The sequence below is a fragment of the Nocardiopsis coralliicola genome (assembly GCF_054779695.1).
The window spans coordinates 119,350-135,230 of record NZ_BAAGXT010000001.1 but is presented as its reverse complement, the minus strand read 5'-3'; the positions used below and the strand labels follow the sequence as shown (position 1 = coordinate 135,230).

General features: G+C 75.7%; 11 protein-coding genes. 5 read left to right on the top strand and 6 right to left on the bottom strand.

Going from position 1 to position 15,881, the window contains the following annotated elements:
* Positions 1-88: 88 nt before the first annotated feature.
* The 4 genes from ACYVGT_RS00490 to ACYVGT_RS00475 all read right to left on the bottom strand — a co-directional run bounded on the left by ACYVGT_RS00490 (position 89) and on the right by ACYVGT_RS00475 (position 6,691).
* Positions 89-1,786, bottom strand: coding sequence for a serine/threonine protein kinase (locus ACYVGT_RS00490; protein ID WP_460854308.1), 1,698 nt, complete (start codon positions 1,784-1,786; stop codon positions 89-91).
* Between the two features lie 737 nt (positions 1,787-2,523).
* The gene (locus ACYVGT_RS00485) at positions 2,524-3,264 is read right to left on the bottom strand and encodes a pentapeptide repeat-containing protein (protein ID WP_460854307.1); all 741 of its coding nucleotides are present in this window, start codon (positions 3,262-3,264) and stop codon (positions 2,524-2,526) included.
* A 270-nt stretch (positions 3,265-3,534) separates the two neighbouring features.
* Positions 3,535-4,578 carry an iron-siderophore ABC transporter substrate-binding protein gene (locus ACYVGT_RS00480; RefSeq protein WP_460854306.1) on the bottom strand — a complete coding sequence of 348 codons (1,044 nt, stop codon included), beginning with the start codon at positions 4,576-4,578 and terminating at the stop codon, positions 3,535-3,537.
* Positions 4,579-5,137: 559 nt separating this feature from the next.
* Positions 5,138-6,691: a PucR family transcriptional regulator gene (locus tag ACYVGT_RS00475; protein ID WP_460854305.1), complete on the bottom strand. Its 1,554-nt coding sequence runs from the start codon at positions 6,689-6,691 to the stop codon at positions 5,138-5,140.
* A 322-nt stretch (positions 6,692-7,013) separates the two neighbouring features.
* Between ACYVGT_RS00475 and ACYVGT_RS00470 the strand changes: the two genes are divergently transcribed.
* From ACYVGT_RS00470 to ACYVGT_RS00450, 5 genes are all read left to right on the top strand, one after another.
* Positions 7,014-7,913, top strand: a complete 900-nt coding sequence (locus ACYVGT_RS00470) for an FAD binding domain-containing protein (protein WP_460854304.1) — start codon at positions 7,014-7,016, stop codon at positions 7,911-7,913.
* Positions 7,913-8,434, top strand: coding sequence for a (2Fe-2S)-binding protein (locus ACYVGT_RS00465; RefSeq protein WP_460854303.1), 522 nt, complete (start codon positions 7,913-7,915; stop codon positions 8,432-8,434). Before ACYVGT_RS00470 ends, ACYVGT_RS00465 begins: the two co-directional genes overlap by 1 nt.
* Positions 8,431-9,795, top strand: a complete 1,365-nt coding sequence (locus ACYVGT_RS00460) for an 8-oxoguanine deaminase (protein WP_460854302.1) — start codon at positions 8,431-8,433, stop codon at positions 9,793-9,795. Before ACYVGT_RS00465 ends, ACYVGT_RS00460 begins: the two co-directional genes overlap by 4 nt.
* Positions 9,792-12,188: a xanthine dehydrogenase subunit D gene (pucD, locus tag ACYVGT_RS00455; protein ID WP_460854301.1), complete on the top strand. Its 2,397-nt coding sequence runs from the start codon at positions 9,792-9,794 to the stop codon at positions 12,186-12,188. Before ACYVGT_RS00460 ends, pucD begins: the two co-directional genes overlap by 4 nt.
* 322 nt (positions 12,189-12,510) lie before the next feature.
* The gene (locus tag ACYVGT_RS00450) at positions 12,511-13,983 is read left to right on the top strand and encodes an NCS2 family permease (protein ID WP_460854300.1); all 1,473 of its coding nucleotides are present in this window, start codon (positions 12,511-12,513) and stop codon (positions 13,981-13,983) included.
* 98 nt (positions 13,984-14,081) lie between these two features.
* On the opposite strand, the gene ACYVGT_RS00445 is transcribed toward ACYVGT_RS00450, so the two are convergent.
* The gene (locus ACYVGT_RS00445; RefSeq protein WP_460854299.1) at positions 14,082-14,432 is read right to left on the bottom strand and encodes a hypothetical protein; all 351 of its coding nucleotides are present in this window, start codon (positions 14,430-14,432) and stop codon (positions 14,082-14,084) included.
* A 517-nt stretch (positions 14,433-14,949) separates the two neighbouring features.
* The gene (locus tag ACYVGT_RS00440; RefSeq protein WP_460854298.1) at positions 14,950-15,525 is read right to left on the bottom strand and encodes a phosphohydrolase; all 576 of its coding nucleotides are present in this window, start codon (positions 15,523-15,525) and stop codon (positions 14,950-14,952) included.
* Positions 15,526-15,881: the final 356 nt, after the last annotated feature.

Here is a 15,881-nt window from a genome sequence, read left to right as displayed (position 1 = left end):
GGCACCGAAGCGGCCTCCGGCCCGGCACCGCGGGGGCGCCGGGCCGGAGGCCGGAAGGGGTGCGCGCTCGGCGCTCGGTCCTCCGCGCTCAGAAGGAGGAGAAGAACCCGTAGTAGGTGAGCGCCCCGTTGGTGGCGGCGAACGCCAGGCCGCCCAACAGGACGCCGACGATGTAGCCGGTGCGCAGCGAGCGGATGAGGTACTCGATGGAGAGGATGTTGTTGAGCAGGAAGTAGCCCAGCTGCATGGCGAGCACGAAGCCGGCGAAGTTGAATCCGGACATGAGGCTAGCGCCCCACATCCCCTCGTAGTACCAGGGCGCGCCGGACCACACGTCGCTGTTGGTGAACCACTGCCACGCTTGCGCGGCACCCCAGCCCAGCGGGATCTGCACGATGGGGATGATCAGCACCGGGATGAGCTTGATGAAGCTCCACAGGCCGGGCTGCCCGGCGCGGCGCGACTCCGCGCGCGCCCGGCGGGCCGCCTGCTCCTCCGCGCGGATGCGCTCCTTGTGGGCGCGCTCCTCTTCGCGGCGGCGCCGCTCCTGTTCGCGCTCCTGCGCCTGCCGGCGCCGCCCCTCCTCGGCCTGGCGGGGATCGGGGCGCTGCTGGCCGCCGGTGTCCCCGGAGCCGCGGTAGAGCCCGCCGTAGGCGTCGTCGCCGGCGAGCGCGCTGGTCGGCTGGTACTGCGCGGTGGGCGGCGTGCCCTGCCCGTGCCCGGTGTTCTGCGGGAAAGCGGCCGTCCGGCCGTCGGCGCCGGCGGCTGCGGTGTCGCCGGCAACCCGCGTCGACTGGTCGCCGAGGGCGTATCCCGCGGCCGCGCCCGCCGCCGCCCCCGCGGCTGCGGCGCCCGCGGCGCCCAGCACCGAGGTGCGGCCGTCAGCGCCGGGGCCCTCGGTGGCCGGGCCGGCCTCCAGCGCCTGGTCGGCCTTTGCGACCTGCTCGCGGATACCCTCCTGGAACACCGGCGGCAGCCAGGCGCGGCCGCCCTGCACGTCGCCGAGGTAGTCGAGGATCTGGCCGGGGGTGGGCCGGCGGCGGGCGTCCTTGTCCAGGCAGGCCGCCACCAGGCCGCGCAGCCCCTCGGGCACGGTGCGGATGTCGGGCTCGTTCTGCATCACGCGCATGACCATGGTGTGCATGGCGCCCTCACCGAACGGCCCGGTGCCGCCGGCCGCGTACACGAGCACGGCGCCGTAGGCGAACATGTCGCTGGCGGCGGTGAGGTGGTCGCCCTGGACCTGCTCGGGCGACATGAACCCCGGCGTGCCGATGATCGACTGGGTGGCGGCGGTGCCCTCGGAGGCGCGGGCGATACCGAAGTCGATGACGCGCGGCCCGTCCTCGGCGAGCAGCACGTTGCCGGGCTTCAGGTCGCGGTGGATCAGTCCGGCCCGGTGGATCTCGCTGAGCGCCTCGGCCAGCCCGGTGGCCAGCACCCGCAGCGAGTACTCGGGCAGCGGGCCGTGCGCGCGCACGCCGTCGTCCAGCGGCAGCGAGGGCACGTAGGAGGTGACCAGCCAGGGCACGTCGCTGTCGGGGTCGGCGTCGATGACCGGGGCGGTGAAGGCGCCGCTGACCTGGCGCGCGGCGGTGACCTCGCGGGCGAACCGCTCCCGGAAGGACGGGTCGGCGGCCATGTGCGGGTGGATGCGCTTGACGGCCACGGCGCGGCCGCCCGCCGATCTCCCGAAGTAGACCAGGCCCATGCCTCCCGCGCCCAGCCGCCCGATCAGGCGGTACCGCCCGATGCGCTCCGGGTCGCCGTGCTCCAGTGGGCCCACGTTGAAACCTCCGTTGATCGCCGCGTCAGGTGGCCGTCCTTCCCGCGATCGTAGCCGCCCGCACGGCGCGGTTCCGGCCCGCTCGCCGGGGGTGCTGCCGCAGCGGGGGCCGCAGGGAAGGACGCCCAGTCTAGGCGCTGGGGGTACACCGGACGCCCCGCGTTTACAATGTAGATTCGCAGGGGTTCCGAGGGCGGATCCCCTCAGCTGCAGGGCCTCGCGCTCTCCGCAGCGCCGCCGCAGCACCGTACCGGCTCCGCGGCCGCACCCCGCAACACCGCACCGCGGCGGCCCCGCCCTGCGGCCGTGCGGCAGCGCTGCGGCCATGTGGCACCACTCGTCCCCGCCGCGGGAGGGTTCGGGGCCCTGGCGACCGCCTGCATCGGCGCGTCCGCGTTGATCACCGGCCCCGATGGGCGCGTCCCGCTCGTCTGCCCCGACCGCCGCGGGCGATGGCAGCCGCCAGACCGCTGCCGGCGGCGCAGTGGACGGTGCCGCGTCGCGAGCGGCCGAAACCGTTCTGTTCCCGGCATTCGCCTGCGGAACGGTGCCGGCGGATACGGACTGACCGTGCAGGGCCCGGAGCCGGACAGCGCGGTGTTCGCGCACCCCGACTCCGCGGCGCGCGGATGCACACCGCGCTTGCGCCGCGCCTGGCGGCGGCGCTGGAGGCGCGCCGCACCGGCCGGACGGGCTGCGTTGCCGGCTGAGGTGCGCTCCACCGCGGCGCCGCCCGGTCAGCCCGGCGGCAGGTCGGGGCCGACCGCGAGCCCTAGGGCGGCCAGAAGGCCGGCGGCCTGGGCGGCCGACACGGTGGCGCCGCGCAGCGCGGCGATGTCGGCGGCGTCGCGCTCACCGAGATCGGCACCGCGCAGGTCGGCACCGCTGAGCTGCGCTCCGGTGAGGACTGCGCCGCGCAGCCGGCTCTGCGACCAGACCGTGTCGCGCAGGTCGGCGCCGGAGAGGTCGGCCTCGTCGAGGCGCACGCCGTTGAACTCGGTGCCGCGCAGGCCGACGCGGGCCAGACTCGCGAGCATCAGCGTGCTGCCGGGAAAAGTGCAGCCGATACCGCGGACGCCGTCGAAGCGGGCGCCGGTCAGCCGGCATCCGCGCAGCACCGCGTCGGTCACGACCGCTCCGGACCAGGTGGTCTGGGAGAGGTCGGCGCCGTCGAACACCGCGTCGGCGCACTCGGCGCTGGCAAACCGGGCGCCCGGCGCGCCGCCTCCCCGCCAGCTGGCGCCGTCGAGCGCCGCCCCGGCGAACCGCGCGCCGTCGGCCGCGCATCCCTCGAACACCGCGCCGACCAGGTGCGCGCCGGCCAGGTCGGCGCCGCGCAGGTCGCAGTCGCGGAAGACGCGCGGGCGTTCGGGCGCGCCGCCCAGCAGAGCGGTGAGGTCGCGCTCGGACAGGTCGGCGCCGCACACCTCGCCGCCGCGCAGGAGGAGGGTGTCGATCGATTCGGTGCTGTCAGCCATGCGGGCACTTTAGGCCCCCCTGCCGACAGCGATGGCGGCCCAGGAAGCCGGCGGCCTGCACCGTCGCGGTCCGCGGCGGCGCGCACGCCTCAGCGGCGCCGTCGGGGCGGGGCGGGGCGAAGATCCGCGCGGCACGGCCCGCGGACGGCACGGCGCCCGCCGCCCCGGGGGACGGGGCGGCGGGCGCGGCCGCAGCGGATGCCCTCCGCGCCGGCGGGCACCCCTGCCTGCTGCCGCGGCCGGTCCGGCGACGGCAGCCGGGTGCGCCGGCTACTCCGCCTCGGCCGGCTCGGTGTCCGGGTCGCCGTCGAGCATCTCCTCCAGCCGCGGCGGGAGCTCGTCGAGGGCGTAGTCGAGGCTGAGGACCGAGCCGAAGGAGAGGGCGCCGTTGAGGCGGCTCATCTCCGCCATCTCCATGTAGCGGCCCTCTTTGGCGGTGTCCAGCTCGGTGAAGACGTCGAGCCGGCTGAAGCTGTCCTCGGGCTCGCCGTAGACGCCGACCAGGACCGCATCGGCCTCGATGGCCTCCAGCTCCTCCAGGGCGACCGCCTGGGGCTCGCGGTTCTCGTCGGTGAACAGCGCCTCGGCGTCGGCGGGCATCTCCATGCCGAGCTGGGTGAGGAAGCCGGGCGCGGGGCCCTCCGCATAGGCCCACGCCTCGCCGGAGATGGAGGAGGTGAGCAGCGCGGTCGAATCCTCGAACTCGGGGTGCTCGGAGCGGACCTCCTCGAAGCGCTCCTCGATGCCGGCGACCAGTTCCTCGGCCTCGTCCTCCTTGTCGAGGGCGGTGCCGACGGTGGTGGTGATCTCCTGCCACGGCGCGCCGAAGTCGGCGTGGTCGGTGGGCTGGGCGACCGTGGGGGCGAGCTCGGAGAGCCGGTCGTACTCCTCCTCGGTGAGGCCGGAGTTGATGCCGAGGATCAGGTCCGGCTCGAGGGTGGCGATCTGCTCGATGTTGAGCTCGTCCACCGGGAGGACTTCGGGTATCTCGCCCTCGAGGCGCTCTTCGGCCCAGGGCCACAGCGCGCCGTCGTGGCCGCCGAACCACTCGCGCACGCCGACCGGGTCGGTGCCCAGCGCTAGGACATAGTCCTGTTCGGTGAGCCCGACGGTGACGACCCGCTCCGGGGTCCCGGAGATCTCGGTCGTGCCGTACCTGTGCTCGATGGAGCGGGTGGGGCCGCTGGCGTCGCCGGCGTCCTGGGCGCCGCCGCTGGTGCAGCCGGCGGCGAGCACGAGGGCGGTTGCGGCGCCGGCGGCCGCGCCGCGGCGGGCGGTGCGGGCGGCACGCCGCCCGGACGTCCTGATGTTCACTGTGCGTGGTCTCCTGACTGGCCTGCGCAGCGGATCCGGGGCACACCCGGTCCGCGGGGAACCGGCCCGCGAAGGCGTAGGCGGGACGCCTCGGCGAGCCGGGATTAGGTTAGCCTAAACTTCCTTCATTGCCCACCGGCGGGCGGGTCCTCCGGAATCGCCCTCCTCCACGGCAAATCCGCCGCTTCCCGCCGGGCGCGGCCGCAGTACTGCCGGCGCGGCACCTCCGCCGGACCGGCCGTCCGCCGTGCATTCGACCGGTGGCGCTCAACGCCTCCGCGGGCCGTCCCGCCTGCGGGCCGTCCCGCCTGCGGGGCGCAGCCGCCCATCAGCACCGCCGCAGGCACCGGCGCCTGCGCCCCTGCACGCGCACTGCGCCGGAGACCGCACGTCGGCGGCGCGGGGCTCCGCGTGCGCAGGCACCGGTAAAGCCGCAACGGGCATCGCCGGACCGCGGCACCCGCCGGCGCGCAGAACATCGGCCCGGCCGACGCCCTGCCGCAGAGTCGGCAGCAGCGATCCGGTGCGCCGCCGCGCCGCGCGCAGACACCCCTGCGGGTCAGTCGCGCAGGCGCAGGGCGAGGAACAGGTCGACGCGGTGGTCCAGGCGGGACAGGTCGCGGCCGGTGAGGTCCTCGACGCGGCCGATCCGGTAACGCAGGGTGTTGACGTGGACGTGCAGCGCGGTAGCGCACCGCTGCCAGGAACCGGAGTGGCGGAGGAACGCGTCCAGGGTGGCGGCGAGATCGGAGCGGTGCTCGCGGTCGTAGGCCTCCAGCGGGCCGAGCAAGCGGTCCCGGTAGGCGGTGCGCACCTCGTCGGGCACCGCGGCCAGCAGCAGCTCGTGCGTGCCGAGCTCCGCGCCGGAGGCCACCGCCGCCGCGCCGGAGCGGCCGGCCGCGAGCCGGCGCGCGTTTCCGGCCTCCTCCACCGCGGGGCGCAGGTCGTCGGTGCGGCGCGGCGCCGAGGCGACGCCCACCGCCAGCCGGTACCCCGCGAGCCCGCCTTCCAGGGCGCGCACCCCGGCGGCGAGGGCGGCGAGCAGCACGCCGGCCGCGACGGCGCCCTCCCCCGCCTCGGCGGCGACGACGGCGAGCGCGACGGCGCCGCCGGCCACCACGGCGCCGGCCCGGCCGGCGAGAAGCTCGCTCAGCACCCGCCGCGCCAGGTCCGGCGGCTCCGGCTGCGGCTCGATCGCCGCCCGCACCACCAGCGCATCCGCGCCGGCGCCGACTCCGCCGGCCCGCAGCAGCGCGGCGGCTTCCTCGGGGCGCTGCCCGGCCAGCAGCGCGGGCAGCGCTTCGGCGTGCCGGGCTTCACCGAGTGCGCGCTCCTCCTCCCGGCTGCGGGCGAGCACGGCGATGCCGGCGAGCTCGTCGGCGTCCTCGCGCTGCTCCTCGGTCCAGGCCCGGTGGTCCCCCTCCACGACCAGCAGCCACCGCGCGATCGGGTGGGAGGCGCGGGTGTCGACGGGCAGCACGGTGGCCGGCCCGGCGGCGTCCAGGCGCAGCACGGCCGGCAGCGGCTGGCCGCCGGCGGCCGCGGCCGCGAGCGCGGTGCGCGCCTGCTCCGGCAGCGGCGGTCCGGCATCGGCGATCGCGCGGCCGGTGCTGGAGAGCACCCAGGCGCGGACTCCGGCCAATTCGGCGGCCTCGCCGAAGACCGCGGCCAGGTCAGCGCCTGCCGCGACATCGGCGAGGATGCGGCGCTGCCGGTCGCGGCTGCGGGCCAGCGCCGATGTGCGGTAGCGCGGCAGATCGGCGAGGACGGCCTCGATAACGGTGCTGAAGGCCGTCTCGGCGGGCACCTCGATGAGCGGCAGGCCGTGCCGGTCGCAGGCGGCGACGAGGTCGGGCGGCACCGTGCCGAGCGCGGTGCCGGCACCCACGGCCACCGAGCCGGCGCGGGCGACCGAGGCGGCGAAGGTCTCCGAGTCCTCCGGCGCCGTGTGCCACATCATGCCGGTGAGGACGAGCTCACCGCCGGACAAGTAGCGCTCGGGGTCGAGCAGGTCGGTGGTGATGGCCCAGCGCAGCGCCGCGTCGGCCTGGGCCCGGCCGGCCAGGAAGCGCAGCTTCAGCCGGGGGGTGGCGACGAGGTCTCCGAGGCGCATGCGGGGCCTTTCCGTGCGGTGCGGACCCGCCGGGCGGCGTCCTGGTCGGGGTGCGGGCACTGCTCCGCCGCCGGCGGCGCCGCCGGCCGCGCAGGCCGCCGGCGGCGCAGGCCGGCACCGCCGGCCGCAGGCGGCGGCTGCGTCCGCTGCACGGTGTGGCCGCACGCTGCGTGGCGGCCACGTTAACCCACCATGTCCGGTTGGAGGAATCCACGAACGCCCGGCGCGCGCCGCCGCGGCCCTTCAGTGCTTCGCCTCCTGGAACCCGAACCGCCCGCAGTGGTCTACTTCACACCGAGTACGGCGAGCGACGAGGACGACTATGGATTTCCTGCGCCCATCAACGCTTGAGGAGGCGCTGGCCGCGAAGGCCGAGCGCCCGGACGCGGTGCCGATCATGGGCGGCACCGACGTCATGGTCGAGCTGAACTTCGCCAAACGGCGGCCGCCCGCACTGATCGATCTGACGCGGGTCGGCGAGCTCGCGGAGTGGGGGCACGAGTACGGCGCGGACGGCGCCGGCGGGGAACGCGTCCGGCTGGGTGCCGGCGTCCCCTACACCCGCATCATCGCCGAGCTGTCCCAGGCGGCGCCCGCGCTGGCGCAGGCGTCGCGATCGGTGGCCTCGCCGCAGATCCGCAACCGCGGCACCGTCGGCGGCAACCTGGGCGGGGCCTCCCCCGCCGGCGAGTGCCACGCGCCGCTGCTGGCCACCGGCGCCGAGGTTGAGCTGGCGTCGTTGCGCGGCGTGCGGCGGGTGCGCGCCCGCGACTTCTACCTGGGGCTGCGCCGGACCGCGCGGGCCGACGACGAGCTCATCACCGCGGTGCTGCTGCCGGCGCCGGCCGGACCGCAGCAGTTCTCCAAGATCGGCACGCGCAACGCGATGGTGATCGCGGTCGCCAACTTCAGCCTGGCGCTGGACGGGCAGAGCCGCACGGTCGGCACCGGGCTCGGCTCGGTGGCGCCCACCCCGGTGCGCGCGCCGGAGGCCGAGGAGTTCCTGGCGGCGGAGTTCGACTGGGCCGGCGGCGCGCCGCCGGCCGAGGCGGTGGTGCGCCGGTTCGGCGAGCTGGTCTCCGCCGTCGCCCGCCCGATCGACGACCAGCGCGGCTCGGCCGCCTACCGCACGCACACCGTCGGCGTGCTGGCGCGGCGCGCCCTGGCCTGGTCGGCCACCGAATACCGCGAGGGCCTGCGCGGCCGCGAAGGAGGACAGTGATGCGGGTGACGTTCACCGTGAACGGGCGCGCAACGACCGCCGAGGACGTGTGGGCCGGTGAGAGCCTGCTCTACGTGCTGCGCGAGCGGCTCGGCCTGCCCGGCAGCAAGAACGCTTGCGAGCAGGGCGAATGCGGCTCCTGCACGGTACTGCTGGACGGCGTCACGGCGTGCTCGTGCATGGTCGCGGCCGGCCAGGCCGAAGGGCGCGACGTGCGCACCGTGGAGGGGCTCGCGGACAGCAGCGGCTCCGAGCAGCTGAGCCCGGTGCAGGAGTGCTTCGTGGAGGCCGGCGCGGTGCAGTGCGGCTTCTGCACGCCCGGGCTGCTGGTGCAGACCGACGATCTGATCGAGCAGACGGTGCGGGCCGGGCGCGGTGTGCCCGGCGACGCCGAGATCCGCGAGGCGCTGGCCGGCAACCTGTGCCGGTGCACGGGCTACGAGAAGATCCTGGACGCGGTCCGCCTCGCAGCGGAGCGCGAAGAGCGCGCGGCCAGCGGCGCGCCGGGCGGCGGCCAGTGAGCGCCGCCGGCGCCCCGGTGGTCATCGAGGGCGCCCACATCGCGACCGTGTCCGGGCCCGACCACCCCGGGGGCCACCTGGTGCTCTCGGGCGGCCGCATCACCGCCGTCGGGCCGGGCCCGGCGCCGGCGGTGCCGGGCGCGCGCCGCATCGACGGCCGCGGCCTGCTGGCCACGCCGGGCCTGGTCAACACCCACCACCACCTGTACCAGTGGGCGACGCAGGGCCTGTTCACCGACGGAACCCTGTTCGACTGGCTGACCGGCTCCTACCGGATGTGGCACCGGCTCGACGCCGACACGGTGCACCAGACCTCCACGGCCGGCGCCGCCTACCTGGCCCTGTCCGGCTGCTCCACGCTCTCCGACCACCACTACATCTTCCCCTCCGGGCGCGGCGACATCGCGGCGGCCGAGGTGGCGGCGGTGCAGGAGGTCGGGGTCCGGCTCGATCTGGCGCGGGGCTCGATGGACCGCGGCGCGTCCGACGGCGGGCTGCCGCCGGACGCGGTCGTGGAGAGCTGCACCGGTGCCCTGGAGGGCACGGCGGCGGCGATCGCGGCCCACCACGACCCGGGCCCGGACTCGATGACGCGGGTGGCGGTGGCGCCCTGCTCGCCGTTCTCGGTCAGCGCCGAGCTGATGCGCGGCGCCGCCGAGCTGGCACGGTCCGAGGGCGTGCGGCTGCACACCCACCTCGCCGAGACCCTCGACGAAGAGGAGCAGTGCCTCGCCGAGTTCGGCTGCACGCCGGTGGAGTACGCCGAGAAGCTGGGCTGGCTCGGGCCGGACGTGTGGCTGGCGCACGCCGTGCACCTGTCCGATGCGGCGATCGCGCGGCTGGCCGCGACCGGCACCGGCGTCGCGCACTGCCCCAGCTCGAACGCGCGGCTGGGCGCCGGCATGTGCCGCACGCCCGAGCTGCGCGCGGCAGGGGTGGAGGCGGGGCTGGGTGTCGACGGGCCGGCCTCCAGCGAGCTCACCGGCCTGGCCGGCGAGGTCCGGCAGGCGCTGCTGATGGCGCGGGCCCGGCTGGGGCCGCAGGCGATGACGGCCCGCCAGGCGCTCCACCTGGCCACGCTCGGCGGCGCCCGCGTGCTCGGCCGCGGCGCGGAGCTGGGCTCGCTGGAGGTGGGCAAGGCCGCCGACGTCGCCCTGTGGCGCACCGACGGCTTCGGCGCCGACGTGATCGACGACCCCGTCGTCGCGTTCGCCTTCGGCCCCTCCCCCGAACTCGCCGAGCTGCTGGTGGCCGGGCGGACGGTGGTGCGCGAGGGCGCGCTGCAGACCGTCTCCGCCGGCGAGGCCGCCGCTGCGGGGCGGGCCGCACACCGCACACTGACCAAGGAGGTGGACCGGTGACCGCCGGACCCGCGACCCGGACCCCGGGCGAGCTGTCCAGTACGACGCGCGACGGCGTCGGCGCATCGCCGCGCCGGCCCGACGGCACCCTCAAGGTGACCGGCGATTTCGCCTACTCCTCCGACATGTGGATGGAGGACATGCTCTGGGGGATGACGCTGCGCAGCCCGCACCCGCACGCGCGCATCCGCGGCATCGACATCACCGGGGCGCTGCAGGTGCCGGGCGTGCACGCCGTCCTCACCCACGAGGACGTCCCGGGGGCGAAGCGGTACGGGCTGGAGGTGCAGGACCAGCCGGTCCTCGCCTTCGACAAGGTGCGCTACCGGGGCGAGGCGGTGGCGATCGTGGCCGCCGACCACCCGGAGACGGCGCGGCGCGCGCTGGAGCGCATCGAGGTCGACTACGAGGTGCTCGACCCGGTGCGCGACGCCCGCGCCGCGGCTCTGGACCCGGACTGCCCGCAGGTGCACGAGCCCGGCTCGATCACCGAGAACCCCGAGCACAACCAGCGCGGCAACGTGCTGCGCCACCAGCCGGTGCGCACCGGCGCCTTCGCCGGCGGGGACGCCCTGGAGGAGCTGCGCGCGCAGGCGGACGTGGTCATCGCCGACGACTACGAGGTCGGCATGCAGGACCAGGCGTTCCTCGGCCCGGAGTCGGGGATGGCGGTGCCGGCCGAGGACGGCGGCGTCGACCTGTACGTGGCCACCCAGTGGCTGCACGTCGACCAGCGCCAGATCGCGCCGGCCCTGGGGCTGCCCGAGGACAAGGTACGGCTCACCCTGGCCGGGGTGGGCGGCGCGTTCGGCGCGCGCGAGGACCTGTCGATGCAGATCCACGCCTGCCTGCTGGCGCTGCACACCCGCCGCCCGGTGAAGTTCGTCTACAACCGGGAGGAGTCCTTCTACGGCCACGTGCACCGGCACCCGGCGGTCATGCGCTACGAGCACGGTGCCGCGTCGGACGGGACGCTGCTCTACGCCACCCTGGAGATCATCGTGGACGGCGGCGCCTACGCGTCGGCGACTCCGGCGGTGGTCGGCGTGGCCTCGTCCCTGGGGATCGGCCCCTACGAGGTGCCGAACGTGAAGGTGGACGCCTACGGGGTCTACACCACCAACCCGCCGTGCGGGGCGATGCGCGGCTTCGGCGCGGTGCAGGCGTGCTTCGGCTACGAGTCGCAGATGGACCGGCTTGCCGAGGCGCTCGGGATGCACCCGGTCGAGGTGCGGCTGAAGAACGCCATGGGGCAGGGCTCGCAGATCATCACCGGGCAGCGGATCGACATGCCGCTGCCGATGGCCGACATGCTGGAGCGCGCCCGCGCGATGCCGATGCCGCCGGAGCGCGCGGCGCTTCCCGACCCGGCCGACCTGCGCACGCTGCCCGGCGGGACGGCGAACACGACGCACGGCGAGGGCGTGGTCCGCGGTGTGGGCTACGGTGTGGGCCTGAAGAACCTCTGCTTCTCGGAGGGCTTCGACGACTACTCCACCGCGCGGGTGCGGCTGGAGCTGATCGGCGGGGAGCCGGCGGCGCTGGTGCACACCGCGGCTGCCGAGGTCGGCCAGGGCCTGGTCACCGTCAAGGGCCAGATCGCCCGCACCGAACTGGGCGTCGAGCGGGTCACGGTGGCGCCGTCGGACACCCGGGTCGGCTCGGCGGGGTCGTCCTCGGCGTCGCGCCAGTCCTACATGACGGGCGGCGCCGTGAAGACGGCCTGCGAGGCGGTGCGCGAGCAGGTCGTGGCGCGGGCGCGCGAGCGCGGCCTGGTGCCGGACGGGCTGGCCGACTCGGCGCTGTGGCTGGCCGGCGGCAAGCTGGTGGCCGACGGCGGGCCGCTGGCGGTCCTCGCCGACCTGCTCGAGGACGGCCCGGTCGAGGAGGTGCGCGAGTACCACCACCGGCCCACGCACATGCTCGACCCGACCTACGGCCAAGGCGACTCGCACAACCAGTTCGGGATGTGCGTGCACCGGGCGGTGGTCGACGTCGACGTGGAGCTGGGCCTGGTCAAGGTGGTGGCGCTCGACGCGGTGCAGGACGTCGGCCGGATCCTGCACCCGCAGCAGCTCCAGGGCCAGATCCAGGGCGGTTCCACGCAGGGCCTGGGCCTGGCGCTGATGGAGGAGATCCAGGTGGCCGACGGGGTGATCCGCAACCCGTCGTTCACCGACTACCTGATCCCCACCATCCTGGACACGCCGCCGATGCGGCTGGACATCCTGGAGCACCCCGACCCGCACGCGCCCTACGGGCTGCGCGGCGCCGGGGAGCCGCCGACGCTCTCCTCGACGCCGGCGATCGTCGCAGCGGTCCGCGCCGCGACCGGCCGACCGCTGACGCACGCGCCGGTACGCCCGGAGGACATCGTCGGCATCGACCTGTAGCCGGTCCGGCCGCCCCGGCGGGCCCCGCCGGGGCAGCCGCCGGGGCGCGCCCCCACGCCCGGCGAGGCAGCCCGGGCGTAGGGGGGAAACCACCGAACCGGCATGGGACAATACGCGACATTGCCGGACTTTGTTCCCATACGAGCCATCCGGCCACCTTCTTCACTCGGGACGCACTCGGCGCTTCGAAGGACATCCGCCCCGAGCGGGCCCCTCACCCGGCGCCCCGGAGCGAACGGCCAGCCTCACGCATCGCAGACAATCCAACACTTATGGTGATCGGACCCGTGTCCGAAGCCGATTCTCCCCCCAGGAGGGGCGCATGACCTCGACCGGACCCGCCGGCTCCGGACCGCACGGCGGCGCAACCGCAACCGCAACCGCGGACGGCGGCGCCGGGCGCTCGGCGCTCGACCGCTTCTTCTTCGTCTCCGCGCGCGGCTCCAGCTACGGGCGCGAGCTGCGCGGCGGACTCACGACGTTCATGGCGATGGCCTACATCATCGTCTTGAACCCCATCGTGCTCAGCGGTGCGCAGGACATCAACGGCTACGCGCCCACCATCCCCCAGCTGACGACGATGACAGCGCTGTCGGCGGGCCTCGTCACCATTCTGATGGGCGTGGTGGGCCGCGCCCCGATCGCGCTGGCAGCGGCGCTCGGCGTGATGGCGGTGGTCGCCTACCAGGCGGTGCCGCTGATGACCTGGCCGCAGGCGATGGGCCTGGTGGTGTGGCAGGGCATCGCGATCATCCTGATGGTGGTCACCGGCATCCGGGCGGCGGTGATGAACGCGCTGCCCTATGACCTCAAGCTCGCCATCGGCACCGGCATCGGCCTGTTCGTCGCGCTGATCGGGCTGACCAACGCCGGGTTCGTCAGCGCCGGCGACGGAACGCTGCTGCAGCTCGGCCAGACCGGGCAGCTCGCCGGCTGGCCGGTGGCGGTGTTCGTGATCGGCCTGCTGGCCGCCGGCATCCTGCTGGCGCGCGGGGTACCCGGCGCGATCTTCTACGGGATCGTGCTCGCCACCGCCATCGCGGTCGCGGTCACCTACCTGTTCGACGTGCCCGACGCCTCCTGGGGCGACGCCGTGCCGCGGCTTCCGGACACCCTGGTCGCCGCCCCCGACTTCAGCCTGCTGTTCCAGGTGGATCTGTTCGGCGCCTGGCGCGAGGCGGGCGCGGCGAGTGCCGCGATCATCCTGTTCACGCTGATCCTGGCGGGCTTCTTCGACGCCCTGGGCACCGTTCTCGCCGTCGGCGAGAAGGCCGGTCTCACCGACGGCAAGGGCCGCATGCCGCGCACCGGGCAGATCCTCGCGGTGGACGGCGCCGGCGCGGTCTCCGGCGGGCTGACCAGCTCCTCGGCCACGCTGGTGTTCGTCGAGTCGACGGCCGGCGTCACCGAGGGCGCGCGCACGGGCCTGGCCAGCGTCGTCACCGGCGCCCTGTTCCTGCTGGCGGTCCTGTTCGCGCCGGTGTTCGGCATGGTGCCGGGGCAGGCGGCGTCGGTCGCACTGGTCCTGGTGGGCGCGATGATGATGGCCGGGGTGAAGCAGATCGACTGGGCCGACCCCGCGGTGGCGATCCCGGCGTTCCTCACCATCGCCCTGATGCCGTTCACCTACGACATCGCGACCGGCATCGGCGCGGGCATCGTCGCCTCCACCGTGCTCAAGACGGCGACCGGCCGGTTCCGCGAGGTGGGCTGGCTGATGTGGATCCTCAGCGCCGTCTTCGCTGCGGACTTCTGCCTGGCCGGCATCGAGAAGCTGCTCGGCGTCAGCCTCTGACGCGCGGCCGGCCCGGCGCGCTGCCCCGCAGGGCGGCCGCCGGGCCCCGCCGTGTACCGCGTCCGGCCCGGGGGCTGACCGGAGCCGCGCGGCTCCGGTCAGCGCCAGCCGGGGATCACGCGCTCGGAGCCGTCGTCGGACGGGCGCGGGTTGGTGCCGTGCAGGACGTCACCGGAGCAGAGCGCGTCACCGCCGACCCCGTCGAAGACGACGATGCCGGTCGCTCCGGCGCCCAGAGCGGCGACCGTGGTGCCGAAGACGTAGAGTTCGCCGACCTCCAGGTCGACCATCCAGCCGGCCCGCGGCGGGCGGCCGGGCCGGGCGGCGTTGGCCACCCGGGTGAAGCGGGCGCCCAGCCGCATCGGCGTGCCGCAGCGGACCGCGGCCTCATAGCTCTCCCGGCCGGTGCGCTCCACCCAGGCGACCTCGATCTCTGCGGGTGCGCCCATCAGGCCACCTGCCGGTTCGTCGTGGTCCCGGCCGGGTGCGCGGCTGTCGCGCGCGGACCAGCGGACGAGCGGGAACCGCGGGGCACGCGGCGGCCTCCGCCGCCCCATCGGGAGGGAATTCGGGGGTCGGGCGTCCTCACCGGGCCGGCTTCTCCTCTTCTATCGCGATATCAGGGGCGGTCAGGGGTCGAATCTACCCCGATAACTCCGTTCCGGACAGGGGTGCCCTTCCGATTCGGTCCCACTCCGGCACCGCTGCGGCGTGCACGGAGATGCGCACCGCACACGGCGGGGCGCTCTGCGTGCACACGCGGCGGCCGAATCCGCACCCGTCGCCAGGCCCGGCCGCGGGATCCTGTGCGTCCGCAGGCATACGCAGTCCGCCGGGCAGCACACCGGCGGGCGGGCCCGCTCCGGGCACGGTGGTGGGATCGCGAGGAGCCGGCCCGGGCGCAGACCGGCCGCAGGCAGCCGCACTCGCCGCACCGGCCGCTCGGGGCCCGGGCTGCCGCAGCGGTCAGGTGGCGGCCGGCGGCGCCTTCAGGGCTTCGGCGGCCAGTGCGGACTCGACGCGCTGGACAGCGGCCCGGAGCTCGGGCGCGGTGCGGCGCAGGGCGTAGTGGATGCGGTCGCCGCCGGCGAGGAGCTCGCCGATGCGCGTTTCGACCGCGACGACCGCGCCGTCGGCGCCGGTGGTCATGTCGGCGTAGGTGAGGACATCGAGCAGGCGGGCTTCGGGCGGCCCGAATTCGGCTTCGAGGGCCGCGAGGAGGCCCCGGGCGTCCGCCTCGGCGACGGCGCCCGAGTGGTAGGCCACCAGCGAGCAGACGGGGTCGGGGGCGGCGTGCGCGGCGCGCAGTCGGCGGGCTCCGTCCAGCGGGACGCAGCCGGTCCGGTCGGGGCCGGGGGCGAAGCCGACATCGCAGAGCCAGCCGGCCGACTCGAGGACGCCGGCATCGGCGGCGAGCCGCTCCGCGGCCCACCGCACGCGCTCAGCCCGCACCCTGCTGCGCTCCCAGGTCCGCGGCAGCGGCCCGGCGAGCACGTCGCGCGCCACCCGGCGCGCCCATCCCCCACGCTCTGCGATCTCCACAGCGGCCAGGCTAGCCCCCGCGCCCGCTCACCCTGCCACCACCGCGCGGCCCAGCCCGCCCGAATCGCCGAAGCGCTCCCGGCACCGGCCGGCGCCGCCCCCGCCGTGTTCCGCCGCACCGGCTGCGCCGCACGCGCGCGGACCGGACGCGGGAAGGCGCTTGTCCACAGATCTCCCGGGCAGCACGCCGCGGCCGGCCCGCGCACCGCGGGCGTGTGCCCTCGCTGCCGCGGCGCCGACGGAGGGGGCGGCCGCCCGGCAGCGCCGACGCTCCGCCTGCGGTGCCGTCCCGGGGCAGACGGGCGCGGACGGAGGGCGCCGGCCAGCACCGCTCCCCGGCGGTGATCCCTCCCGGA